Origin of the sequence: Cellulomonas triticagri, from assembly GCF_003696205.1 — a bacterium.
GTDB classification, from domain to species: Bacteria; Actinomycetota; Actinomycetes; order Actinomycetales; family Cellulomonadaceae; genus Cellulomonas; species Cellulomonas triticagri.
The window spans coordinates 26,190-48,522 of the sequence record NZ_RFFI01000009.1; the positions used below are offsets into that span (position 1 = coordinate 26,190).

Sequence of the window (22,333 nt, forward strand, 5' to 3'; positions counted from 1 at the left end):
TCGCCGGAACCTCCCACCCGCGGCGCGTCGCCCCGCTAGCGTGGACGGCGATGTCCTCCGCCACCACCACCGACGTCATCGACCCGCCGCTCGACGGCGCCGTCGACCTCCCGCGCGAGGTCCTGCCCTCGGGCCGGTGGCACCTCCTCGTGCGGCTCGCCCTGCTCGTGCCGCTGCTGGTCGCCGTCGTGGGCGCCGCGCTCCAGCCCGTGCAGCGCAGCGTCGACGACCTGCTGAGCGCCCTGGCGGCGGTCGAGGTCGCCGCCGTGACCCTGGAGCGGCCGACGGCACCGGGGGAGGCCGGTACCTACGCCGTGCGGTGGTCCGGCGACGGCCGGCCCGCGACGGGGACCTACACCGTCCGGTTCGCCGGTGACCAGGGCACGGACGACCCCGGCGAGGACGAGGGCCGGGACGTGCTCGCGGCCGCCGCGGCGTCGCCCCGGGACGTCGAGGTCGTCACGGTGGACCGGATGCCGCCCACCGGGCTGATGCTGCCGGGCTCGGTGACCGTCGCCGCGCTGCCGGTCGCCGCGTGGGCGGTCGGGTTCGTGGTGGCGCTGGCCGCCGGGCCCGAGCCGCGGCTCGCGACGCGGTGGGCGTGGTTCTGGCTGTGGGGCGCCGCCTGGCCGGTCGCGCTGGCGTACCTGGTGCTGGAGCCGACGCCGCTGTGGTCGCGCCGGACCCTCGTCGCGCCCCGCAGCCGCCTCACCGGTGGGTGGGCGTTCCTGCTCGGCCTGCTGCTCGGCCCGTTCGTGCTCGGACTGGTCACCGGCGCCTGAGCCGGCTCACGCCCGTCCGGCCGCGATCGTGTCGAGGTCCCGCACGGCGTACCGGTGGTGCTCCCACTCCTCCTCCAGCACGGTGTGCAGGCAGGACAGCACCGTCTCCGGGTGCTCCGGCCCCCACGGGTTGCGGCGCACGCCGACCAGGTCGGCGTCGGTGAGCGACGCCAGATGCTCGTGCACCATCGCGACCCGCTCCGCGCGGACCGCCAGCACCTCCGCGTACGTCGGCACGGATGCGCTGAACACCGCGAGGTCGTAGCCGTCGGTCGCGTACTCGGTGTTCGGCTGGCCGATGGGGTGGTACGGCTCGGGCACCTCCTGGACCGCGCGGCGCAGCCAGGTGTCGGTCGCCATGACCAGGTGCCGCAGGGTCTGCGCGAACGTCCACTCGCCGGCCACCGACACGTCGACCGTCCCCGCGGGCATCGCGGCGACCCGCTCCAGCGTCGCCGCCCAGGTGGCTTCCACCGCCGCCCACGCCGCCCGCAGCCCGTCGGCGTCAGTCGCGCGTCGCAGCGCCCGGCCCGGGAACCGCCGGTCGAGCTCCGCCTCGACGTACGGGACGACGTCCACCCCGTTCACCAGGAACCGCCCCTCCGGCAGCCAGGGCGCGTCCAGGTCCGCGCCGTCCACGTCGACGCCGCGCAGCACCGCCCCGGCGAGGCTGCTCCGCACGAACCGCGCCCCCGACAGGTCCGCGTCCACGAACTCCCGTCGTCCTGCCTCGCCCGCCCCGTCCGTCCCGTCCATCCCGTCCGCCCCGCCCGTCCCGGTCACGTGCCCCCACCCCGTCCCGTCTCGCGCCATCGCGTGCCGCCTCGTCGTCGTGGACCCAGTCTCCACCCGGCCTCCTCCGGGCCCGCCCGGCGCGTCGCGAACCCGGGCGTCGCTCCGTCGGCGACCATGACGACCTGCCCGGCGCGCCCGACGCCGGCACGACCCGAGGGGGAGCCGGTGACGGACGAGCACCCGGACCCGCCGCCGACCGACGACCCGCGGTGGCGCGACGCGCTGCGGGCGGTCCTCGACGACCCGGCCCTGCACGCCCTGCACGCGCAGCCGGTGGTCGACCTCGCGGCCGGGACGGTCGCGGGCTACGAGCTGCTGTCGCGGTTCACCGGACCGTGGCAGGCGTCGCCCGACCGGTGGTTCGCGGCGGCGGACCGGTGGGGCGCGAACGCCGCGCTCCAGGCGCGCGTGCTCGAGCGGGCCGTGGCCCGCCGCGCGGACCTGCCGCCGCACACGTTCCTCACCGTCAACGTCGACCCGCACCTGCTCGCGGACGACCGCGTCGCCGACGTCCTCGGGCAGCACGCGGACCTCTCCCGCCTGGTGCTGGAGCTCACCGAGCACAGCCGGGCCGACGACGACGGCCGTACCGTGCTCGACCGCGCCCGGGCGGCGGGCGCCCTCGTCGCCATGGACGACGCGGGCACCGGCTACGCGGGACTCGAGCTGCTGCTCGCCCTGCGGCCCGACGTCGTCAAGCTCGACCGCGCGCTGATCAGCGGCCTCGACGCCGACCCGGTGAAGCGCGCGCTGGTGCAGGTGCTCGGCGACCTCGTCGGGCGCATGGACGGCTGGATCCTCGCCGAGGGCATCGAGACCGCCGCCGAGCTCGACGCGGTCGTCGCCCTCGGCGTGCCGCTCGGGCAGGGCTGGGCCCTCGGGCGGCCCGGGCCCGACCTGGTGACCGACCTCGTGCCCGGGCAGGCGGCGCACCTGCGGGCCACCGCCGCGCGGGTCTCGCTCACCGGAGCGGTCGCCAGCGTGGTGCGACCCGTGGCGGCGGGGGAGGACGGCGGGGTGCGCCTGGCGGCCAACGGGCTGGTGCAGCAGGTCCGCACGCGCGCGGGCGACTGGGTCCCGGCGATGACCGTCGCGCCGAGCGCGTCCGTGGTCGAGGTCGCGCGACGGGCCATGCTGCGCCCCGATCAGCAGCGCTGGGACCCGCTGGTGTGCACCGACGCGAACGGTGCCGTGGTCGGCGTGGTGGACCTGGACCGGGTGATGCTGGCGCTCAGCGATGAAGGACCGGACGCGATCGTCCGATAGAGGACACAGGTCGCCCTACCGGGCCGACCACCGACGAGGAGACGACACCCCATGAAGGCATTCCGCTGCGGCGACGTGGTCCCGGGCTGCGCCCGTGCGTTCACCGGCACCGAGGACGACATCCTGGCGCAGGTCGCCGCGCACGCCACGCAGGACCACGGCCTCACCGAGGTGCCCGACGCGCTGGTCGCGCAGGTCCGCGCCGCGATGGTCCCCGCCTGACGCCCCGACGCCCCTGACCCGCTGACGGCCTGGCGTCAGCGGCGCGCTGCCGCCAGCCGCTGCCGACGCGCCTCGTAGAGCACGACGCTCGCCGCGTTCGCGGCGTTCAGCGAGCTCGCCGACCCCGTCATGGGGATCCGCACCATCACGTCCGCCGCCTCGCGCCACGCCGCGCTGAGCCCGCTCGTCTCGTTGCCGACCAGCAGCAGCGTCGGCGCGGTGAGGTCGGCGTCGAACACCTCCGCGTCGCCGTGCTCGTCGGTGCCGACGAGCTGCACCGGCACGCCGGCGGCACGGCGCGCCGCGATCCGGTCGAGGACCTCCGCGGGCGACGGGACCCGCACCGTCGGCACCGCGAACAGCGAACCCGTGCTCGCGCGCACGGCCGCGCTGTCGTACGGGTCGGCGGCGTGCCCCGAGACGACGACCCCGGACGCGCCGAACGCGTCCGCGGACCGGATGACCGACCCGAGATTGCCCGGGCTGGTCGGCCGGTCGAACAGCACCCCGAGGAAGTCCGCACCCACCTCGACCCGCGCGAGGTCGTCCTCCGGCATCCGCAGCACGGCCACCAGCTCCGGGGCGTCGTCGCCCTTCTCGCCGAGCTCGGCGATGAGGTCGCGCGACAGCGCGTAGCGCACGGTGTCCGTGGCACCGAGCACGTCCCGCGCCCAGGGCGAGAGGGTCCGGTCGCGGTCGAGCAGCAGCGCCTCGACCGTCCAGCCCTGCTCCAGCGCGACCGTGATGGGCCGCACGCCCTGCACGACGAACTGCCGCAGCCGCTGCCGCTTGTTCCGGTTGGTCAGCAGCGCCTGCCACTGCTGGAAGCGCGCGTTGCGCGTCGTGACCTGCTGCGCTGCCGTCGACATGCGGTCACCCTATGGCCACCGGCGCACCGGCTAGGCTCGCGCCGTGGACGCCACCACCGGGCTCGACCTCGAAGCGCTGCTCGCCGCGGCCACCGCCCAGGTGGTGACCGCCGTCCGTGCCGTGCGCACCGCGCACCCCGACGAGCACGTGTACGGCGCCGTCCCGCACGAGTTCTACGGCGACGGCACCGCCATGGCCTGGCCGTGCGTGTCCGTCGGCACCGACGAGTCGCTGGCCGCGGTCGTGGCGCGCTACGCCGACGAGCTCGGCATGCCGGACCGCGAGGACGCGCTGCGCTGGTCGGGCGCGGACCTGCCGTACTTCACGGAGCCCGACGCCGCGCAGGACGCGCTCGCCGCGCGCTGCCAGGACGTCGCCGCGGCGGCGCAGGCGGTCGCCACGGAGGACTTCGTCGAGTGGGACCGGGTGTACGAGACGTACCTGCGGGTGTTCCCGCGCGCGGCCGCCGCGGCGCGGGAGGTGCTGGTCGCCGACGAGACCGTCGACGCCGACTTCGTGGCCGTCGCGTTCGACGAGGCCGCCGACCTGGTCCCGCTCAGCGTGACGCCCGAGCAGCTGCGGCAGCACTTCCCGGAGCTGGCCGCGGACACCTGACGACCCCGGCGGCGGCCACTCCGATCGCCCCGGACCGCGCGCACCGGATCACCGTCACCCCCGAGGAGGACCGATGACCGTCCCGCCCGACGCACCTGTGCCCGACCCGCCCGTGCCCGATCCGCCCGTGCCCGACCGGCCCGCGCTCGTCGAGGACCTGCTGCTCCTGCTGCTCGACCCCCGCTCCGGCACGTTCGCGGGGGAGGGCATGCCGCTGTTCCACGTCCTCGCCGGCGGGGTCCTGGTCGACCTCGCCGTCCAGGAGCGCCTGGTCATCGCCGACCGCAGCACCTGGCGCGGCCGCCTCGTCGAGGCCACCGGCGACGCCCCCGGCGACCCGCTGCTGCGTCCCGCCTGGGACCGCGCCGCCCGCAGCCCCGTCGACGTGCAGGTCCTCATCGCCGAGATCGGCCCCGTCCTGCGCGCGCCCACCGTGGACCGGCTCGTGGTCCGCGGCGACCTGCGCACCGAACGTCGCCGGTTCCTCGGGCTGTTCCCCACCCAGGCCCTCGTGGACGGCGGCACCGGCCGCCGCGACACGCTCCTCGCCCCGGTCCGCGCCGCCCTCGTGGACGGCGCCGAGCCGGACGACCGCACCGCGGCGCTCGCCGCCCTGCTGTCCGCGAGCGGCAGCCTGCCCGCGCTGCACCGCGACATCCCGTGGTCCGGTGCCGTGCACGACCGGGGCAAGGCCCTGGAGGCCGCCGACTGGGGCGCCGCCGAGGCGGCCGAGGCGGTCCGCCGGACCATCGCGACGATCACGGCGGCGAGCGTCGCGGTCGCCGCGAGCGCGACCACCGGGCGGTGACGCGGCCGGTCGCCAGGTCGCGGCGAGGTCGGGCGGCTCCCGTACGCTCGGCGCAACGCCCGCCGCACACTCCTCGAGGAACCCCGATGTCCACCCCCTCCGCCCTGTTCGTCTGCGTGCAGAACGCCGGGCGCTCCCAGATGGCCGCGGGCTTCCTGCGGGCCCTGTCCGGCGGCGCCGTCGAGGTCCGGTCCGCCGGTTCGCTCCCTGCGGACCAGATCAACCCGGTCGCCGTCGACGCGATGCTGGAGGTCGGCATCGACATCCGCGCGGAGCGCCCGAAGGTCCTCACCACCGACGCCGTCCAGGCGTCCGACGTCGTCATCACGATGGGCTGCGGTGACGTCTGCCCGGTGTTCCCCGGCAAGCGGTACGAGGACTGGGCGCTGGCCGACCCCGCCGGGCAGGGGATCGAGGCGGTCCGGCCGATCCGCGACGAGATCCGCGGGCGGGTCGTGGCCCTGCTCGCCGACCTCGGGGTCGAGCCGGTCGGTCGCTGACCCGTTCCCACCGCGCGCCCGACCCGCCCCTGGCAGACTCGCGTGATGGCTGAGGAGCAGACGTCCAGGCGGCCCGGCAGCACCACGCAGATCGTCGCGGGGGCGGTCGTCGCCCTGTGCGGCCTCTACCTGTGCGTGTCGGCGGCGCTCGACGAGCGCGTGTTCAGCGCGGTGGTCGCGGCGGCGCAGTTCGCCGTGGGCGCGTACCTCGCGTCGTGGAACCTGCGCGAGCGCCGTCGTCGGGGTCCGGCGAGGTAGCGTGCCCGGCGTGGACGACCGGCTCGCGCTGCACAAGGCCCTCATGCTGGCGGACCGCGGGGACCCCGCCGGCGCGGAGCGGACCCTGCGGGCGCTGCTCGACGGTGCGCCCGCGGGCACGGTGCGGGTGCAGGCGCTGGTGGTGCTCGGCGACCTGCTCGCCGAGCACGACGCGGCCGCGGCGCGGGAGGTGCTGACCGAGGCCCTCGCCGCGGACCTCCCCGACGCGGACGACGTGCTCGACGACGAGCGGGCCCGCGCCCGGGAGCTGCTCGACCTGCTCGGTTAGCGCGCGTCGGGCGGCAGCAACGCCGCCAGGGGGTGGTCCAGCGCGACCGCCGCCCCCTCCTGGTGCAGCCACAGCACCGGCCGGTCGTCCGCCCCGGCCCCCGGCGCGAGGAACGTGTTGCCGCCCGCGTCGTAGGCGAACGGGATCAGCCCCGCGAGGTCGGGATCGGCGTCAACCAGATCAGCGTGCAGCGCAACCACGCAGGTAGGGCCCTCGCCGAGCGGGACGTAGCCGTGCACCCCGAGCGGATGCGGCTCGTCATCCTCGGGCCACCCGCCGTTGTGCCGGGCCCAGAACTCGCGCAGCGGTGCGGGCAGCACGGTGCCGATCGCGCGCTCCGTCGCGGCCAGCAGCGCCGCGTCGACCGGGGCGCCCTCCTCGTGCCAGTCGTCCACGGCGTCATGGTGCCACGGAGCCCCGCCGCCTACCCTGAGGGACGTGAACCAGGTGCGCGACACGGGCCCGTTCTTCCACGGCACGAAGGCCGATCTGGGGGAGGGCGACCTCCTCACCGCGGGCTTCCGGTCGAACTACCGGCCCGAGGTCGTCATGAACCACGTCTACTTCACGGCCGTGGTCGACGGCGCCGGCCTGGCAGCCGAGCTGGCGCCCGGCGACGCCGCGCCCCGGGTCTACGAGGTCGAGCCCACCGGCTCCTACGAGGACGACCCGAACGTCACCGACAAGAAGTTCCCCGGCAACCCCACGCGGTCCTACCGCAGCACCGCACCGCTGCGCGTCGTCCGGGAGGTCGACGGCTGGCCCCGGCTCAGCCCCGAGGCCCTGGCCACCTGGCGCGCGCGCCTCGCCGTCCTCGCCGCCGACGCGCGCGGCGAGATCATCAACTGACACCGCACCGTAGCCTGGGCTCATGACCAGCCTGGCCGCACGCGTGGACGGACTCGACGGCGTGCACGAGACGCTCGTGGCCGACCGGATCGGGGAGTGGGAGGTCATGGTCGGCGGCGGGCCCGAGCGCTTCGTGCTCACCGCCACCGCGGGGGACTCCGTCGCCAACGCCGTCACCGCGGACCAGCCCGACGGTGACGAGGACGACGACACGATCGACCTCACCGTCGGCGGGCAGGGCGTCGACTACCCGGTCCAGTACGCGCTGCACCGGCACGAGGTCGACGCGGCGCTCGCCGACCTCGCGGCCGTCGGGCCGGGGGAGGACCTGCCGGCCGACCGGTGGGAGCGGTGACCGCACCGTGGACGTGACGCTCGGCGGCCGCATGGGCGGCCCGGAGGTCGGCGCGACCTTCCTGCCCGGGGTCGTCGCGGTCCGGCACCGCCTCAAGGCGGCGCTCGCCCCGGTGGCCGTCGACGGCGTCGGCCTCCTCGACCTCGAGGTGTGGATCGGCGGGAGCACGACCGACCACGGAGCCGGCGGGTTCGCGGCGACCATGCGGTACTCCGCGGCACGGTCCCGGCTGCTGCTGACCGTGGCCGTCCCGCACGAGCACGCCTCGCACACCCTGCCGGCGGACGCCGCCCAGGAGGTCGCGGGGTGGCTGGTCCGCGGCTTCGCGGCCGCGCGCGTGCCCCGCAGCGCCCAGGGGCTGCGGCTCGACCCGGTCCTAGCCGCGCTCGCAGCCGTGCGGACGGCCGCGGCAGGCACCGGGGCGTGAGGAGCCCCCGGCCTACCGCCTGTGCTTCTCGGGGGCGGCGAGGCTCGCCCCCGACGCGCACCACGACAGCACCGACCTGACCGAGACCGCGGACAGCACCGACCCCACGGCCAGCCAGCACCCGATCGAGGCGACCGCCGCGATCGAGCCGACGGACGCGATCGAGCTGATGCCCCCCACCGACGCGACGGACCCGATGCTGCCGATGGAGAGCACCGAGTCCGTGGACCCGACGGAGAGCACCGACCCGCTCGACCGGAAGGACAGGAACGAGCGGCGCGGGTGGGATCCCGGGTGGGTGCGGCTGCTGGTCATGGTGACCTCCGGACGGGGGTGCGGCGCCTCGACGATCGTCCCACCGCGCACCCACCGCCGTCACGCCCCGCCGAGTACGGTTCCCGCATGCTGCTGCGCGACCTCCCCGAGGGCGCCGTCGTGCTGGACGACGGCCTGACCGGCTCGCCCGTGGACCGGGTCGAGTGGCTCGACCCCGACGGCACGACGGTCACCGTGCACCTCGTGGACGGCACGGTGCGGTCCGCGCCCGGCGACGCGGCGCTGCGCCCGGCCGACGGGGACCGGCTCACCCCGGTCGACGGACCGGTGCCGTGGCTGCCCGCGACGTGGGACGCCCGCGCGGCGGACGCCTGGGCCGCCTACGTCGCCGGGGACCTCGACGCCGCCCGGACGGCCGTCACGGGTGCCGAGCAGGTCGAGTTCACGGGCGACTACGACGCGTGGACCCCCGTCGAGTCCGCCGGCGGGGGGGGCGCCCGGGGCGCGCACCCCCGCCGCGCCCCCCCCCGCGGGCGGGCCCCCCGGGCGACTCCGACGGTGGGACCCCGTCCGAGTCCGCCGTCGTGAGGCGCGCCCGGCTCGCGCAGCACGACGGCGACCCCGACCTCGTCCGGCACCTCGGTGCCCGTCTCGACGTCGAGGCCCGCTCCGCGCACCCGAAGGTCGCGCAGCGGGTCCTGCTGCGCCGGTTCGACGAGGACCTGCCCGACGACCCCGCGGACCGGGTGCGGGAGTCCGCCCGGCGATGGGCCCGCGCGGAGGCCGGGGGGATCGACGCCGACGCGATGCTCGCGGAGCACCACGCGGCGCTCGTCGCCCTGCGCGGCGCGGAGCGCTGACCAGGCGAGCCACGAGGCGGACCCGCGGGTCAGTCCGCGAGGAAGAGCCACGCCGCGGCGAACCACCACGCGACGAGCAGCACGGGCACCGCCACCAGCACCCAGGCGGGCGCAGTCCGTCGCGGTTCGGTCGCCTCGCGACGGTGCCGCAGGACCACCGGAGCCACGAGCATCACGGCGTAGGGCACACCACCGGTGACGGCGATGATGAGCGTGAGCAGCAGGTAGTCGCTCGACGGGGCCTCCGGCAGCATGTCGCCGAAGGTAACGGGACGGGAACCGCACGACCACCACGAGGAGCGATCCATAGGTCGGAAGGCCTCGCCCGGCGAGGCCTTCCGTGTCACAGTTCCCTCACAGGTCGAGTCGAGCGCCGGGGGGCCGCTGTGTTGACAGCGCGTGTGGACGAGGTCCGGGTGCCGGTGGAGCACCGCTGGCTGGGGATGGACCGCAGGTCCATCCCGTACGCGCTGGTGGCCCTGGGAGTGATCGCGCTCTGGGCGTGGGTCGCGCCGTGGGTCGCGGCCCAGGTCGCCTGGGACGACCCGATCCGGGCGGGTGAGGCCATCCAGGTCACCGACGGCACGACGCTGACGGCGGCGCCCGGGTGGGGCGTGGTGAGCGGGTTGCGGACCACCGACGACACCCGCAGCGGGCAGGAGTCCGCCCAGCAGACGGTGCTGGTCAAGGACGGCGTGGTGTTCTCGATCCTGCAGGGGCCGTTCACCGAGGAGCCCGATCGGCTGCTCGCCCAGGCTGAGCGGATCACCGGCGCGGGAAGCAGCGGCTTCCACGTCTCCGGCGACGAGCGTGCGGTCACGACCGCCTCGGGTCTGCGTGGGGTCGAGCAGGACTTCACCTCCGCCTCCAGCACCGGGACGGTGACGGCGTTCGTCGTCGACGGCACCGGCATCGAGATCCAGGTCGTCGGCGCCCCGGCGCAGGTCACGGCCCTGACCGGGGAGGTCGACGCGATGATCGCCTCGCTCACCGCCGAGGAGGCCACGCGATGACCACGACCACCGTCCCCGCACCGGGCCTGGAGCAGCGGCGCGCCGCCGCGATCGAGGAGTCCGGGTGGGGCGCCCGGTTCCGCCTCCTGCAGCCGCGCAACCTGTGCTTCTGGGTGTACCTGCTCGCCGTCGCGCTCGGCGCGCGGCAGCTGTACGAGCTCGCTGCCCCGACGGCCGAGGTGTTCGCGGAGGCCAACCTCGCCGCCGTCGGGTCGGCCGGGGTGTTCGGCCTGCTGTTCGTGCTGTTCCTGCGCCACGTCGACCGCTACGAGCGCACCCCCGCCTCGCTCGCCGTGGCGGCGTTCGTCGGCGGCGGGATCGCCGCGCCGTGGGCGATGGCGCTGCCCGGCAACGCCGCCCTGATGGACCTGTACGGCAAGCTGTTCGGCCAGGCGTGGGCCACCGACTGGAAGGCCGGCTTGACCGCGCCGTTCGTCGAGGAGACCGCCAAGGCCGCCGTCTTCGTCCTGCTGCTCGGCCTCGCGCCGCGCGTCATCCGCACCGTGTACGACGGGCTGATCGTCGGCGCGTTCGTCGGGCTGGGTTTCCAGGTGCTCGAGGACATGCTCTACGGCCAGAACAGCGCCTACGAGAACTTCGGCGTCGACCAGGTCGGCTCGGTGCTGCACACCTTCGTGCTGCGGTCCGCCACCGGCGTGGCCTCGCACGCCATGTACACCGCCATCTTCGCCGCCGGCATCATCTACCTGGTCGGCACCCGCGCGCAGCCCCGGAGGGTCGGACGCGGGGTGCTGCTGGTGCTCGGGGCGATGCTCGTCCACGGGACCTGGGACTCGGCGGCCGCCCTCGCCGATGGCAACGGCTTCGCGGTGTCCGGCCTGATGCTCGCGATCACCCTGGCCAGCGTCGCGATCCTGCTCCTGGCCCTGCGCTGGGGCGCGCACCGCGAGCGCGGCTACCTGCACGACGTCCTCGCCCCCGAGGTCGAGGCCGGCGTGCTGACCGACGTCGAGCTCCAGGCGCTGGTGGGGGAGCGCAGCCACCGTCGGCGCGACCGACGAGCCGCCGTGCGGGCTCGGGCCGAGGGTGTCAGCCGCCGGCGGGAGAAGCACGTGCTCGCCGCCGCGCTGGACCTGGCGCACGACCTGTCCGACAGCGACGGCCAGGTCAGCCCGGCTGTCAAGCACTCCCGCGCCGAGATCGACCGGCTGCGCCACCGCTGACATCCCCTTCCGAAGGAGTGCTCGTGCGCGTGCAACCCCCAGCCTGGATCGGCCTGGCCATCTAGGCGCTCTACCTCGTCGTCGCCGCCGTCCAGGCGGTCAGCGGTGTTCCGTCCACCCAGTTCGGCGACTCCGCGAGCAACGTCTGGCGCCGCGGCGCCGTCGTCTCGCTCGCCGTCGGCGCCGTCGTCGTAGCCGCGATCACGACGTGGCTCGGCTGGTGGCGGCCCGCGCTGCGCGAGCGGCGCACGACGCGGGCGAGGTGGGCGTGGACTTCGTCGTCGCCGGTCTGACCCTCGGCGTGCTCGTCGGCTTCGACGAGGAGCTGACCAGCCGCGGTCCGCTGCTCACCGCACTGCGGGGCCGCACCCGCAAGGTCGCGGTCGCGCTGATCTCCAGCGCCCTGTTCGGACTGATGCACGGGATCGACGTCGTGCTGGGGCAGTCCGTCACCGACACCCTGCCGACAAGGCCTCACGTGAGGCCGACGACGCCGCGGATGACACGGTCGGGTCGCAGCCGTCCCGTACCCATCATCACCGCAGACGCGAGATCAGATCGATGCGCAGATGTCTCCTGGCACCTCTGCGGATCGTGTCGGTCGTACTCCCGCTGCGCCGTCTCGTGGGCGACGTGCAGATCAGGGCACCGGCCGACTGCCGGGGAGAACTGCTCCGGTCCACCCGCGGCGCCTGCTGGAGCACGGTGGGCGGCCGAGTTTCCCGAGGTCGTCCGCCCACCGTGCTGACATCGACGATCTCCGCGGACGAGCGCCGACGCCGACCCTCAGGACGGCTTGTCGGTCGTCAGCGCGAGGTCACGGGCTGCGGCGACGTCGGACGCCAGGGCCGTCGCCCGCTCCGCCGCCATTCCTGAGGAGTCCGAGCCGAGCTGCTGGCGAAGCGGCCCGTCCGCACGCGCCGCGATCGACGCGATTGCACGAGCTGCCCTGACGGGGTCGCCGGGCTGGGTGCCCGGCATCGCGCGGTGCTGCTCGATCATCGAAGCGATGGCCGGGTACGCGTCTCCCGTGTCCGTGGCGACCTCTAGCGAGCTCGGCCGGAGGAAGTCCGTGTCGAAGTACCCGGGCTCGACGATGGTGACATCGATGCCGTGGTCGGCGACCTCGCCGGCCAGTGACTCCGTGAGCCCCTCGACGGCGAACTTCGCGGCGCAGTAGAGACCCCAGCCCGGGAAGGCCAGGAGCCCCAGGATCGAGGACACCGTGATCACGTGCCCGGACCCGGCCGCGCGCATGCCCGGCAGCACCTCGCGCAGGACGTTCCAGGTGCCTGCGACCTGGACGTCGAGCATGCGGCGCACGTCGGCGTGGCTCGTGTCTTCGACCGCGCCCAGGTAGCCGTAGCCCGCGTTGTTCACCACGACGTCGACGCCGCCGAACCGCGTGGTCGCCTCCGTGACGGCGACGTGCACGGAGTGCGGGTCGGTGAGGTCGACCTCGAGCGCCAGGAGGCTCCCACTCGGGGCGCCGTCGAGTGCGGCGAGCAGTCGCTCGGTCGAGCGGGTCGTGGCTACCACGCGGTCGCCGCGCTCGAGCAGATGGCGGACCAGGGCGAGGCCGAGCCCGCGGGAGGTCCCGGTGATGAACCAGGTGGCGGGGCGGTCGGTGGGGTAGGTCATGGGAGTTCCTCTCTCGTCGGTCCTTTCAGCCTCCGGTGGGCGGCGGGGTCGTGGGGCCGCACAACCGGCTCTGCGGAGCCCAGGAGGCTCGCGCCTAGGACGCGCAGGGCCAGGCGCGGCGACGACGTGGTGCGCGAAGATCGAGTGGTGGCCGACGTCAACCGCGAACTCGCCGACTTCCTGCGCCGTGCCCGCGGCCAGGCCGACCGCGCCCGGGCGGGCCTCCCTCCGGACGACCGGGTGCGGCGCGTGCCGGGTCTTCGCCGGGAGGAGGTCGCTGCGCTCGCCCGCGTTTCGACGGACTACTACACCAGGCTCGAGCAGGGCCGACGGATCGTCCCGTCGGCAGGCGTCGTGGCGGCGATCGCGACCGCCCTGGACCTGGACGACGCTGGACGCGCGCACCTGACCCACCTCATCGGCGCGACCCCGCGCCCGTCCCGACGGCCCGTCCGCGCCCAGAGCGCCCGCCAGGGACTGCATCAGCTCCTCGACGCTCTGGACGGCGTCCCGGCGCTGCTGCTGGGACGGCGTACGGACGTGCTCGCCGCGAACAGGCTCGCCCGCGCCCTGCTCGCCGACTTCGATGCGATGCCCGCTCGTGACCGGAACTACGCGCGGTGGATGTTCCTCGATGCCGGTGCGCGCGAGCGTCTCGTCGACTGGGACGCGCAGGCACGGACCGTCGTGGAGAACCTCCGTCTCGAAGCCGGCCGCGACCCCGACGACCCGGCGACGCAGGCGCTCGTCGGCGCCCTGACCATCGCCAGCACCGATTTCGCCCGATGGTGGGAGGAGCACCGGGTCCACCAGCGCACATTCGGCGACAAGCGGTTCCGCCATCCCGTGGTCGGCGACCTCACCCTCCAGTACGAGACACTGACCAACCCGGGCGACCCGGAGCAGGTGCTGTTCCTGTTCACAGCCGAACCCGGGTCACCGTCGCGGCAGGCGCTCGACCTTCTGACGAGCTGGACACTGGAAGGAGCCGGGCACCCGTCTGTCTGACACCGCCGATTCCGGAACGGGGCAGGGCGCCCCACACACCGGACGGAGACCCGCAGGCCATGCCGTCGGCACCGTCGCACCGCTGATGGCCCACCGCGGCCGCGCATCTCAGGATCATGGCCGACTCACGGCGTTGACCCTGGTCAGAGGTTCGAAGGCTCTGCGCGGAGCGAGGGGTAGCGCCCTTAGACGTGCTCCATCAGACGCAAGACGCAGACCAGTACCGGCACCGCTGCGTATCAGGATTGGTCGTCCTACCCCACCGATCCCGACGCGTCACGGATCAGCCCGATGATCCGCTCGGCAGCGCGCAGGCGCTCTTCTGGCGACATGCGGTTGCTGCCGATGGCATCGTTCACCCACAGGCCGTCGGCCGCCAGGAGCGCGATCGTGCGCGAGCTGGACGCCCCCGTCGCCCCGGCGACGGGCGACGGGATCCACCGCTCGATGACGTCGGTCCACGCCTGCTGGTGCTCGCTGTTCGGGCTCTCGAGCATCATCAGGAGCTCGGCTCGGGTGGCCGACGTGGTGGCCACCCGGACGTAGGCGATGAGCCGTTCGAGCTCGGTCGCATCACCGGCGCGCATACCGCAAGCAGCCTCGAGTTGCCGCTCCCAGCGCTGCGCGAGGTGCAGGTGGATCGCTGCGATCAGCTCGTCCCGGGAACGGAAGTGGTAGATGATCCCGCCGCGCGTCACTCCTGACGCGGCGGCGACGGAGTCGAACGTGACCGCGGTGATGCCTTCGGCCTCGATCACGCTGACAGCCGCGTCGAGGATCGCGGTCTTGTTGCTCTGTCGCACTGGTGACATCTCCCTTGCCCGACCGTCGACGGACGTCGTGATCAGTGGTTCTCGGCATGTTCCATCGCCTCGGTCCCACGCCCGTAGGCGCGTAGCAGCCGGTTCGTGACCAGGGCGCCGAGCACCAGCATGACGCCGAGCACGACCATCGTGACGAGGTAGGACGTGTCGAAGGCGGCGTTGGCGGCCGCGATCAGCTCCTTGTCCCCACCTGCGTGAGCAAGCGCGTCCGACAGGCTCTCACGGGCGGCGTCGGGGGAGCCAGGAGGCAGCTTCACGGTGGCCGAGTAGACGAAGGTGAGCAGGCTGCCGAGCAGGGCGACGGCAGACAGGGACCCGAACTCGTAGGAGACCTCCTCGACGGAGGCGGCCATCCCCGCCTTGCGGGGGTGCGCGTTGCCCATGATCGCCGCCGACGCGACCGAGAACGCCCCACCCAGACCGAGACCGGTCACCACGAACCCGATCACCAGCAGAGGGAAGGCGCCGGTCGCCACCGCGGCCACCGTGGTCGCGACTCCGAGCGCGCCGACACCAAGGCCCCCCGAGATCAGCAAGCGCAGACCCAGGAGGTGCAGGAACGCACCGCCGATGAGCGCCGAGGGCAGCGAGCCGAGCGCGATCGTCGCGACGAGCAGGCCTGCCTCCAGCGGGCTGAACCCCTCGACGAGCTGGAACCGCTGGGTGGTGACTAGCTGGGCGCCGGCGATGGTGAACATCGCGAAGGCCGCGGCGATCACCCCGCCACTGAACGCCTTGTTCCGGAAGATCGAGAACTCCAGCATCGGCTCGTCGAGCTTGCGCTGCCGGCGCACGAACAGGGAGAACCCGACCGCGGCGGCGACCGCCGCGACGGCGATCGTGACCCAGTTCTGGGGGACGTGCGCCAGCTCCTTGATGAACAGCACCGCTCCGACCAGGCCGACCATGGCCTGCAGCGAGGAGACGAGGTCCCACCGCTTGGAGGGGTCGGCGTCGTCGTGCGGGGCGACGATCGCCGTGGCGATGAGCGCGGCGATCACCACGGGGACGTTGATCAGGAAGACCGAGCCCCACCAGAAGTGCTGGAGGAGCGTGCCGCCGAGGATCGGGCCCAAGGCGGCGCCCACGACCGACAGGCTTCCCCAGATCGCGATGGCCAGGTTGCGTTCACGCTCATCGTCGAACGACAGGCGGATCAGCGCGAGCGTCGCCGGCATCATCGAGGCCGCGCCCACCGCCAGCAGCGCGCGGGCCGCGATCAACAGCTCCGGGCTCGGCGCGAAGGCAGCCGCGAGCGAGGCGATGCCGAAGACCGACAGGCCGACCACGAACATCCGGCGGTGGCCGACCCGGTCACCCAGCGTGCCGGCGCCCAGCAGCAGGCCGGCCATCATCACGGGGTAGGCGTTGATGATCCACAGCGCCGTCGACCCCGACGCGCCGAGCTCCGCGGTCAGCGTCGGCAGCGCGGTGTAGAGGATCGAGTTGTCCAAGGTGATCAGCAGCAGGCCAGCGCCCACCGTGGCGAGCAGCGCCCAGCGCCGCTTCGACGTCCCGTTCTCCATCAACCGTGCTTCCTGTGCGAGTTCAGTCGTCAAACTATACTAACGTGTTTGTACAGTTGGACGACCGCGGGCGGCACCGGAGCGGCGCATGCCGCTGACTTCGACCGCGTGAGTCGGCGTCGAGGTGGGGGAGCGGCCGCGGCGCTCCGGCCTCGGGCCTTCGGCGACGCAGGACGACGGTGACGTGGACGCGGGCGGGCCTGAAGCGAAGCCGTCCTTGCTTGTGCTAGGTACCGGGCTCCAGTACGGTACCGACATGGAAGCAAAGCTGGCCGCCCTCCGCCGGGGGATGCTCGAGCCAGCCGTCCTCGCTGTCGTCGAGCACGAGCAGCGATACGCGGCGGAGATCGCGGAAACCCTTCGCGCCTCAGGGTTCCCGGTCCAGGACGGGACGCTTCACCCCCTGATCAGCCGGCTGCGCCGGGAGGGGCTCGTCACGCACGAGTGGCGCGAGTCACCCACGGGTCCGCCCAGGAAGTATCTGGCGATCTCCGACCTCGGCAGGCGAGAACTCGAGGCGTTCCGCACGTACATCCACACCCTCGCGACGACGCTCGACTCGATAGGACGACGACCATGACTGATCTCGCTCTCGCCGGACACGGCGGTGCGTTCCCGATGAGTGCGGAAGCACGGGCGCTGATCCTCGAGTACCTCGAGCGGGCGCGCACGGCGATGGGAGCCAGTCCTGCCGGCGACGAGACCGTCCGCGACGTCGAGGCGGCGATCGGCGATCAGCTCCGGCGCATTCTCGACGACGGAGGCCAGATCGACCGCGACGTGACGACGCGCGTCCTGGAGCAGTTCGGTCCCGTCTCCTCGGACGAGGAGGCCGCACCCGCAGCACGCGCTCCGTTCCTGTGCCGGATCGTCGAAGGCAAGCAGATCAGCGGCCTCTGCCTCGGGCTCGCGACCCGTGCCGACGTCCGCGTCGACTGGCTGCGCAGCATCGCGGTCATCCTGGGCCTGTTCAGCGGCGGGCTGCTCGTCGTCGCGTACCTCGTCGCCCTTCTGTTCGCACCGCGCATGCGCACCACCGGCGAGTACCGACGGGCGATCGAGGCCGACCGGCGACGCGAGCAGCGCTGACGAGCACCACGTGGTGCGAGCAGGACACCGGGACGTTCGTGCTGCTCGGGGAGAGGGCCGGCTCGTGCGTCAAGGAGAGGCGGTCCTGGCGGTCTGTGGCATCGAGAAGCACGACGCCGACGACTGCTGGCGCCCCTGCGTATCAGGATCGGTCGTACTCGCGTCGTCTACGCGGCGTCCACGGCTTCGGTGAGAACGTCAGCGGCGCCCGCACGAGATCGAAGCTGACGTCGGGACGTTGCAGCGCGGGTTCCAGTCAGCCTCGGACGGGGCATGTCCGCGCTCGGGTCATGTGTGCGGTCAGGACGCATGCGACCCCAGACGCCAGCAGCATCAGCGCCGTCCGTAGCCCGGGGACGGGATCCGCGCCGCTCGCCGCGAGCACGTCGCTCGCGAAGCGCACGGTGCCCGATCCGGCTCGATCAGCGGGGCCGTTCGGCACGGTGGGGTCGTCCGGGACGCGCGGGTCGACGACGGAGTACGTGTTCGTCACCGCGACCGCGCTGGCCAGGCCCTCGACGAGGGTGACGGTGTCAGCGCTGACCTGCGTCTCTGCGACGACCGCACCGTTGCCGCCCGCATCGGTCTCGCTGATCTCGCAGACGGTGCCGGCGGGGATGCCCGCGACGACGGCCTGGGCGTAGGCGCCGGCCGGTGACGCCCGGTCGATCGTGTAGGTGCGGTCGTAGCCACCGGTGCCTTCGGCGCAGTCGACGTCGATGACGATGATGCCCTGCAGGCCGGCCCCGGCGCCGGCGATGGTCTTCGTGACCTGCAGCGACCCGACGGCACGGTCGTAGGTGTTGGTGACCGCGACGCTGGCAGTGGCGCCCTGCGCGATGGTGACGGTCGACGGGACGACGACGGGTGGGCTCGATGGCGTGACCAGTCCGTTGTCGCCGTCGGTGGTCTCCTCGACGGCGCACGACGCTCCGGCGGGGATCCCGCCGATGGTCCGGGAGTTCGTTCCCGCCGCTGCGCCCGCCTCGATCGTCGCCTGGTACGTCGAGATCGGTCCGCCACCGGCGGGAGTGCACGACAGGGTCAGGACGACCTCGCCCTGCAGTCCGGCGCCCGTACCGGCCACGGTCTTGTCGATGGTGACCGACCCGGCGGGGTAGGGCTCCAGCAGCGCACCCGCGCGCCGGACGAGGTCGGAGGTCTGGGCGAGCACGAGCTTCTGCGCGGCGGTCCGCCCGGGGTTGGACCCGTCATACAGGTACACGGACGACTGGACGACCGTGACGGCGCGCTCCAGCACGAACCCCTGCGGCGTCGTCGCGGACACGCTGCGGGACCAGAGCGAGGTCCCCGGGGCGACGGTCGCGCCGTCGGGGAGCACGGTGGTGCCGTCCGGGTCGCTGTAGACCTCCACCCCGACGCTGCGCAGCGTGGCCGGCCCGTCGCCCGTGACCTGGAAGGGTCCGACGAGCTCACCGGTCGAGGGCGCGGGAAGCACGTCGGGGGAGACGTCGAGCTGTGGAGCCGCCGGCTCGACGGCAGGCCCGTTCGCGAGCGCGTCGGCGACGATCGCCTCGGTGAGCGGACGCACGGGGCTCGCGGGGTCCAGGACGTAGCGGTCGCTGAAGAACCAGATCGCCGCCTGGACCGCGGCGGCGCGCACGTCGTCGCTCGCTGCGGCGGGCGCTGTCGGGACGGTCGGGAAGTAGTTCTCCAGGACGTACCCGACGTAGCCCAGGTTGGCCACGTTGCTGGCGTCCCACGAGCCCAGCGCGTAGTGCACGCCGACCTGGGTGTCGGTGAACAGGTCGATGCAGTACGCCAGGGCGCTCTGCCCGCTCACGGGGTCGGTGATGCCGATGGTCCCGGCGAACGACGCGGGCTCCGGGGTCGACTCCGCGGGGACGGTCGCCGGGTACCCGGTGAGCGGGTCGAACGTGTCGGGCGCGGCGAACCCGTCGACGGCGGTCCCGTTCGCGAGGCTTGTCACACGGACCTCGGTGAACAACCCGGCAGGGTCACCGAGGCCGCCCCCGGGCTCCGGCTTGGCCGACGAGACTGCTGCGGAGCCGACGACGAGAACGAGAAGCGTCGCGCACGACGCCGCAGCTCGGATCTGTCCTCGCATCGGTCTGCCCCTGACGTCGCCGTGAACGAAGGTTCCTGCGACACTCCCGCGAGGGAAGAGCCCAGTCATCGCCCTTCGCGGGTGATACGCGGCAGCGCGACCAGAGCGGGGGAACGACGACCGCCTCGGCGTCGTCAGCCGGACGTGTGCGTGATCCCGTGCTGCGGATCGGGCGGCGCGTCGGGTGTGCGGCTCAGCGAGCTGACGTACTGGATGACCGCACCGAGCTGCAGGTGCTCCTCGGCACGGAGCTCGCCGGAGGCGGGTGGCGTGTAGGGGTCAGCGGTCCCAGGCTTGATGGGAGGCTCGGCAGCCAGCGTCCTGAGGAACGCCGAAACGGCCGTCGCCATCGGATGGATCACCCAGCCGTGCGGGAAATCGACCTCGTGCTCCTCGCGCGGGTCCCACTCAAGGTTGTGGATGCGGGGCCCGTTGTACGGCACGTAGGTGTCAAGGCTGTCGTCCTGCCGGAAGAAGTGCGCCTTCCACTGGCGCCACTTGACCGCCTGCAGGCGGTTGCCCTGGAAGCACAGGACCGTGTCGCGACCTGACGCGTCGTCGCCGCCGAGCAGGAAGGGACGCATGTCCATCCCGTCGATCCGCCGGTCCGCAGGGACGCCCCCACCGCCGGCCAGCACGAGCGTGGTGAACAGGTCCACGGCGTGCACGAGCTCGTTGCTGACCCGGCCCGCCGGGACGACCCCTGGCCAGCGAATGAGACACGGGCTGCGCATCGAGCCCTCCAGCGAGGTGAAGTACGCGCCGCGCCACGGCCCGGACACGCCGCTCCAGAGGCCGCCGAGCGGATCGGGGTCCATGCCGGGCTCGCGCCAGGTCGGCTCGGCCCCGTTGTCGGACGCCCACACGACGATCGTCTCGTCCGCGATGCCCAGAGCATCGAGCTCGTCGAGGATCCGGCCGGTGAACGCGTCCATCTGGGCGAGAAGATCGGCCATGTTGCCTCGCCTCGTACGACCGGCGAACTCCGGGTCGGGGATGGGAGGGATGTGCACCTGGGTGTACGGCAGGTACGCGTAGAACGGCTGGCTCGACTCGGTCGAGCGGCGCATGAAGTCGACCGCCCAGTCAGTGATCTTGCGGTCGAACCCTGCGCGCCACGCGGCGTCATAGGTGGCGACGACGTTGGAGGGTTCACCCTTGCGCCGAGAGTGGACCAGCTGGTGCTCGAGGGAGATCTCCTCAGTACCCGCGTACGGCGTGGCGGTCACCGGCCCGTCGGGGAAGTACGACTGCATCGTCCAGAGCACCTCGTCGGCGGTGCGCGGGCTCCACACCGCCTCGTCGAACCCGAAGTCCACCGGACCGCGCTCATCCGGGTCGCTGCCCAGGTGCCACTTCCCCCACATCCCCGTGGCGTAACCGGCATCCGCCAGCGCCTGCGCGATGGTCACCTCCCAGCGGGTCAGCCCGTCCGCGCCGCCTCCGAGTGGGACCGAGTGGGTGCCTGAACGGATCGGGTGGCGTCCGGTCAGGAGCGCCGACCGGCTCGGGGTGCACTGCGCCTCGACGTTGAAGTTCAGCAACCGCAGCCCTTCGGCAGCGAGGCCGTCGATCCTGGGCGTCGGCGCGCCGCGCAGCAGGCCGCCGCCGTAGCAGCCGACCTCGCCCCACCCGAGGTTGTCCCAGAAGAAGACGACGATGTTGGGCTGCTCGCGCATGGCTGCTCTTCTCCTAGCCCGGGGTCCGGCTCAGTAGCGCATCGGGTCGAACGAGCTCGTCCGGCTTCCGGCAGAACCGTGGAAGTCCGGAACCGAGGGGCGCCGGGGGAGCGGGCCGGGGGGCCGGTCCGCCACCGTGCGTCCCGTCGACCCGTGGACGGCGTGGCCGGTCCGGAGCAGCGCACCCTCGAGGCGGACGTGAGACGTGCTCGGCATCCTGACCTCCGTCGCTCGTGGTCGCGATCACTCTAGGGAACCAGGGCCGCAAGGTGAAGGCCCGGGGCGGGCGGACGGACGATCGGGGTGCGTACCGTGGCGGGGTGACGACCATCGGGACGCACGACATGGTGCCCGTCGAGGGCGGTTCGTTCTCCATGGGGTCGAGGGGTTCTACCCCGACGAGCGTCCCGTCCACGTGCGGGACGTCCGGCCGTTCCTGATGGACCGGCACCCGGTCACCAACGCGATGCTCGCCGATCTCGTCAGCGCCACCTCGTACGTGACCGTCGCAGAGCGGGACCTCGACCCCGCGGCGTTCCCCGCTGCGGACCCTGCCGAGCTCGCGCACCTCGACATCATCGTGTAGCCGCCGAGTCGAGGGGTTCAGGGTCGCCCGGCACCCAGCACCCGTCGAACGCTGCCGCGGTGGGCCCGTACACACGCAGGTACGTGAACCATCCGCGACCGGGCACGGTCCGTACCCACGGTGCCGTGGGGTCGGTCGGCGCGTCGGGCCCGAACCACGGGTCGATCGCGTCGCCGTCGAGGTGGTCCCGGAGCTCGAACAGCGACCGCAGAGCAGGGGTGCCCTGCTCCGTGCTGATCTGGCTGCGCGTCTGCGCGTCGTAGACCGTGACGGACCAGAGCAGCCCCGCCGGCACAGGTAGGGGGAGACGCAGCCGGTAGCGGCGACCGCCGTCGAGGTAGTCGCCGTCCGCGTCGTTCAGACCCAGCCAGTACACCGACCCCTGACCCGGCTGCCGGCGGAACATCACGGGCGAGGTCGCGATCGCCTGGTAGAACCACTTGTCGCGCGCTTCGACGTCGGTCCGGCCGTCGACCTGCCAGGCCGCGTTCTCGGGGCATCCGATGCAACACCAGGGCAAGG

31 protein-coding genes are annotated in these 22,333 nt (G+C 73.5%); 20 read left to right on the top strand and 11 right to left on the bottom strand.

All coding sequences use genetic code 11. The annotated features are described in order from the left end of the window. The first annotated feature begins 50 nt into the window (after positions 1-50). The gene (locus tag EBM89_RS02875; RefSeq protein WP_122147956.1) at positions 51-782 is read left to right on the top strand and encodes a hypothetical protein; all 732 of its coding nucleotides are present in this window, start codon (positions 51-53) and stop codon (positions 780-782) included. 6 nt (positions 783-788) lie between these two features. Here the strand turns inward: EBM89_RS02875 and EBM89_RS02880 are convergent, their stop codons facing one another. Continuing rightward, the gene (locus EBM89_RS02880; protein ID WP_369408617.1) at positions 789-1,565 is read right to left on the bottom strand and encodes a DinB family protein; all 777 of its coding nucleotides are present in this window, start codon (positions 1,563-1,565) and stop codon (positions 789-791) included. A gap of 177 nt (positions 1,566-1,742) precedes the next feature. On the opposite strand from EBM89_RS02880, the gene EBM89_RS02885 reads away from it, so the two are divergent. Together EBM89_RS02885 and EBM89_RS02890 are read left to right on the top strand one after the other, a co-directional pair. After that, positions 1,743-2,843 (top strand): EAL domain-containing protein, encoded by a 1,101-nt coding sequence (locus EBM89_RS02885; RefSeq protein ID WP_158609460.1) that lies wholly within the window; start codon positions 1,743-1,745, stop codon positions 2,841-2,843. Between the two features lie 51 nt (positions 2,844-2,894). Continuing rightward, a complete protein-coding gene (locus tag EBM89_RS02890; RefSeq protein ID WP_122147958.1) occupies positions 2,895-3,065 on the top strand; it encodes a DUF1059 domain-containing protein in 171 nt (56 codons plus the stop codon). 35 nt (positions 3,066-3,100) lie between these two features. Here EBM89_RS02890 and EBM89_RS02895 read toward each other — a convergent pair whose 3' ends face one another. Then, positions 3,101-3,934, bottom strand: coding sequence for a TrmH family RNA methyltransferase (locus EBM89_RS02895; protein ID WP_122147959.1), 834 nt, complete (start codon positions 3,932-3,934; stop codon positions 3,101-3,103). A gap of 43 nt (positions 3,935-3,977) precedes the next feature. Here EBM89_RS02895 and EBM89_RS02900 point away from each other — a divergent pair, with 43 nt between their 5' ends. From EBM89_RS02900 to EBM89_RS21000, 5 genes are all read left to right on the top strand, one after another. Then, positions 3,978-4,550: a DUF4303 domain-containing protein gene (locus EBM89_RS02900; RefSeq protein ID WP_122147960.1), complete on the top strand. Its 573-nt coding sequence runs from the start codon at positions 3,978-3,980 to the stop codon at positions 4,548-4,550. A gap of 73 nt (positions 4,551-4,623) precedes the next feature. Beyond that, entirely contained in the window at positions 4,624-5,358 is a 735-nt protein-coding gene (locus tag EBM89_RS02905; RefSeq protein WP_122147961.1) for a GOLPH3/VPS74 family protein, read from the top strand. 86 nt (positions 5,359-5,444) lie between these two features. Further along, positions 5,445-5,858 (top strand): arsenate reductase ArsC, encoded by a 414-nt coding sequence (locus EBM89_RS02910; protein ID WP_122147962.1) that lies wholly within the window; start codon positions 5,445-5,447, stop codon positions 5,856-5,858. Between the two features lie 45 nt (positions 5,859-5,903). Beyond that, a complete protein-coding gene (locus EBM89_RS02915; protein WP_122147963.1) occupies positions 5,904-6,116 on the top strand; it encodes a hypothetical protein in 213 nt (70 codons plus the stop codon). A 10-nt stretch (positions 6,117-6,126) separates the two neighbouring features. Further along, positions 6,127-6,405: a hypothetical protein gene (locus EBM89_RS21000; protein ID WP_158609462.1), complete on the top strand. Its 279-nt coding sequence runs from the start codon at positions 6,127-6,129 to the stop codon at positions 6,403-6,405. On the opposite strand, the gene EBM89_RS02925 is transcribed toward EBM89_RS21000, so the two are convergent. Beyond that, positions 6,402-6,800: an SMI1/KNR4 family protein gene (locus tag EBM89_RS02925; protein ID WP_158609464.1), complete on the bottom strand. Its 399-nt coding sequence runs from the start codon at positions 6,798-6,800 to the stop codon at positions 6,402-6,404. The genes EBM89_RS21000 and EBM89_RS02925 overlap by 4 nt on opposite strands. A 43-nt stretch (positions 6,801-6,843) precedes the next feature. On the opposite strand from EBM89_RS02925, the gene arr reads away from it, so the two are divergent. From arr to EBM89_RS02940, 3 genes are read left to right on the top strand one after another with little or no spacing between them, the layout of a single operon-like run. Beyond that, the gene (gene arr / locus EBM89_RS02930; protein WP_122147965.1) at positions 6,844-7,254 is read left to right on the top strand and encodes an NAD(+)--rifampin ADP-ribosyltransferase; all 411 of its coding nucleotides are present in this window, start codon (positions 6,844-6,846) and stop codon (positions 7,252-7,254) included. 22 nt (positions 7,255-7,276) lie between these two features. Continuing rightward, on the top strand, positions 7,277-7,609 hold the full coding sequence (locus tag EBM89_RS02935) for a hypothetical protein (RefSeq protein WP_122147966.1): 333 nt from the start codon (positions 7,277-7,279) through the stop codon (positions 7,607-7,609). 7 nt (positions 7,610-7,616) lie between these two features. Continuing rightward, positions 7,617-8,036 carry a hypothetical protein gene (locus EBM89_RS02940; RefSeq protein WP_122147967.1) on the top strand — a complete coding sequence of 140 codons (420 nt, stop codon included), beginning with the start codon at positions 7,617-7,619 and terminating at the stop codon, positions 8,034-8,036. Positions 8,037-8,048: 12 nt separating this feature from the next. Here EBM89_RS02940 and EBM89_RS02945 read toward each other — a convergent pair whose 3' ends face one another. Beyond that, positions 8,049-8,351, bottom strand: coding sequence for a hypothetical protein (locus EBM89_RS02945; protein WP_147463428.1), 303 nt, complete (start codon positions 8,349-8,351; stop codon positions 8,049-8,051). An 87-nt stretch (positions 8,352-8,438) separates the two neighbouring features. Between EBM89_RS02945 and EBM89_RS02950 the strand changes: the two genes are divergently transcribed. Then, the gene (locus EBM89_RS02950) at positions 8,439-8,900 is read left to right on the top strand and encodes a hypothetical protein (RefSeq protein ID WP_122147969.1); all 462 of its coding nucleotides are present in this window, start codon (positions 8,439-8,441) and stop codon (positions 8,898-8,900) included. Further along, on the top strand, positions 8,897-9,172 hold the full coding sequence (locus EBM89_RS02955; RefSeq protein WP_122147970.1) for a hypothetical protein: 276 nt from the start codon (positions 8,897-8,899) through the stop codon (positions 9,170-9,172). Before EBM89_RS02950 ends, EBM89_RS02955 begins: the two co-directional genes overlap by 4 nt. 29 nt (positions 9,173-9,201) lie before the next feature. On the opposite strand, the gene EBM89_RS02960 is transcribed toward EBM89_RS02955, so the two are convergent. Continuing rightward, complete coding sequence (locus EBM89_RS02960) at positions 9,202-9,426, bottom strand: hypothetical protein (RefSeq protein ID WP_122147971.1); 225 nt, start codon at positions 9,424-9,426, stop codon at positions 9,202-9,204. Between the two features lie 132 nt (positions 9,427-9,558). On the opposite strand from EBM89_RS02960, the gene EBM89_RS02965 reads away from it, so the two are divergent. The 3 genes from EBM89_RS02965 to EBM89_RS21005 all read left to right on the top strand — a co-directional run bounded on the left by EBM89_RS02965 (position 9,559) and on the right by EBM89_RS21005 (position 12,117). After that, a complete protein-coding gene (locus EBM89_RS02965) occupies positions 9,559-10,185 on the top strand; it encodes a hypothetical protein (RefSeq protein WP_147463429.1) in 627 nt (208 codons plus the stop codon). After that, positions 10,182-11,369, top strand: coding sequence for a PrsW family intramembrane metalloprotease (locus EBM89_RS02970; protein WP_122147973.1), 1,188 nt, complete (start codon positions 10,182-10,184; stop codon positions 11,367-11,369). Before EBM89_RS02965 ends, EBM89_RS02970 begins: the two co-directional genes overlap by 4 nt. Before the next feature lie 268 nt (positions 11,370-11,637). Beyond that, on the top strand, positions 11,638-12,117 hold the full coding sequence (locus EBM89_RS21005; RefSeq protein WP_158609466.1) for a CPBP family intramembrane glutamic endopeptidase: 480 nt from the start codon (positions 11,638-11,640) through the stop codon (positions 12,115-12,117). A gap of 38 nt (positions 12,118-12,155) precedes the next feature. Here the strand turns inward: EBM89_RS21005 and EBM89_RS02980 are convergent, their stop codons facing one another. Further along, positions 12,156-13,010 carry an SDR family oxidoreductase gene (locus tag EBM89_RS02980; protein WP_122147975.1) on the bottom strand — a complete coding sequence of 285 codons (855 nt, stop codon included), beginning with the start codon at positions 13,008-13,010 and terminating at the stop codon, positions 12,156-12,158. Positions 13,011-13,157: 147 nt separating this feature from the next. Between EBM89_RS02980 and EBM89_RS02985 the strand changes: the two genes are divergently transcribed. Continuing rightward, positions 13,158-14,018: a helix-turn-helix transcriptional regulator gene (locus EBM89_RS02985; protein ID WP_122147992.1), complete on the top strand. Its 861-nt coding sequence runs from the start codon at positions 13,158-13,160 to the stop codon at positions 14,016-14,018. 254 nt (positions 14,019-14,272) lie between these two features. Here the strand turns inward: EBM89_RS02985 and EBM89_RS02990 are convergent, their stop codons facing one another. Together EBM89_RS02990 and EBM89_RS02995 are read right to left on the bottom strand one after the other, a co-directional pair. Further along, complete coding sequence (locus EBM89_RS02990; RefSeq protein ID WP_122147976.1) at positions 14,273-14,821, bottom strand: TetR/AcrR family transcriptional regulator; 549 nt, start codon at positions 14,819-14,821, stop codon at positions 14,273-14,275. 41 nt (positions 14,822-14,862) lie between these two features. Then, complete coding sequence (locus EBM89_RS02995; RefSeq protein WP_122147977.1) at positions 14,863-16,368, bottom strand: MFS transporter; 1,506 nt, start codon at positions 16,366-16,368, stop codon at positions 14,863-14,865. A gap of 256 nt (positions 16,369-16,624) precedes the next feature. On the opposite strand from EBM89_RS02995, the gene EBM89_RS03000 reads away from it, so the two are divergent. Then, on the top strand, positions 16,625-16,948 hold the full coding sequence (locus EBM89_RS03000; protein WP_122147993.1) for a PadR family transcriptional regulator: 324 nt from the start codon (positions 16,625-16,627) through the stop codon (positions 16,946-16,948). Next, positions 16,945-17,457: a PspC domain-containing protein gene (locus EBM89_RS03005; RefSeq protein WP_122147978.1), complete on the top strand. Its 513-nt coding sequence runs from the start codon at positions 16,945-16,947 to the stop codon at positions 17,455-17,457. The genes EBM89_RS03000 and EBM89_RS03005 overlap by 4 nt, the downstream gene beginning before the upstream one ends. A gap of 256 nt (positions 17,458-17,713) precedes the next feature. On the opposite strand, the gene EBM89_RS03010 is transcribed toward EBM89_RS03005, so the two are convergent. Further along, on the bottom strand, positions 17,714-19,426 hold the full coding sequence (locus EBM89_RS03010; protein ID WP_199731951.1) for a thioester domain-containing protein: 1,713 nt from the start codon (positions 19,424-19,426) through the stop codon (positions 17,714-17,716). Positions 19,427-19,680: 254 nt separating this feature from the next. After that, on the bottom strand, positions 19,681-21,225 hold the full coding sequence (locus EBM89_RS03015; protein ID WP_122147980.1) for a sulfatase-like hydrolase/transferase: 1,545 nt from the start codon (positions 21,223-21,225) through the stop codon (positions 19,681-19,683). 415 nt (positions 21,226-21,640) lie between these two features. Here EBM89_RS03015 and EBM89_RS03020 point away from each other — a divergent pair, with 415 nt between their 5' ends. Continuing rightward, positions 21,641-21,811 (top strand): formylglycine-generating enzyme family protein, encoded by a 171-nt coding sequence (locus tag EBM89_RS03020; RefSeq protein WP_233571499.1) that lies wholly within the window; start codon positions 21,641-21,643, stop codon positions 21,809-21,811. Here the strand turns inward: EBM89_RS03020 and EBM89_RS03025 are convergent. After that, the gene (locus EBM89_RS03025) at positions 21,801-22,331 is read right to left on the bottom strand and encodes a DUF1214 domain-containing protein (protein WP_199731952.1); all 531 of its coding nucleotides are present in this window, start codon (positions 22,329-22,331) and stop codon (positions 21,801-21,803) included. The two genes, EBM89_RS03020 and EBM89_RS03025, sit on opposite strands and share 11 nt — an antisense overlap. Positions 22,332-22,333 lie beyond the last annotated feature (2 nt).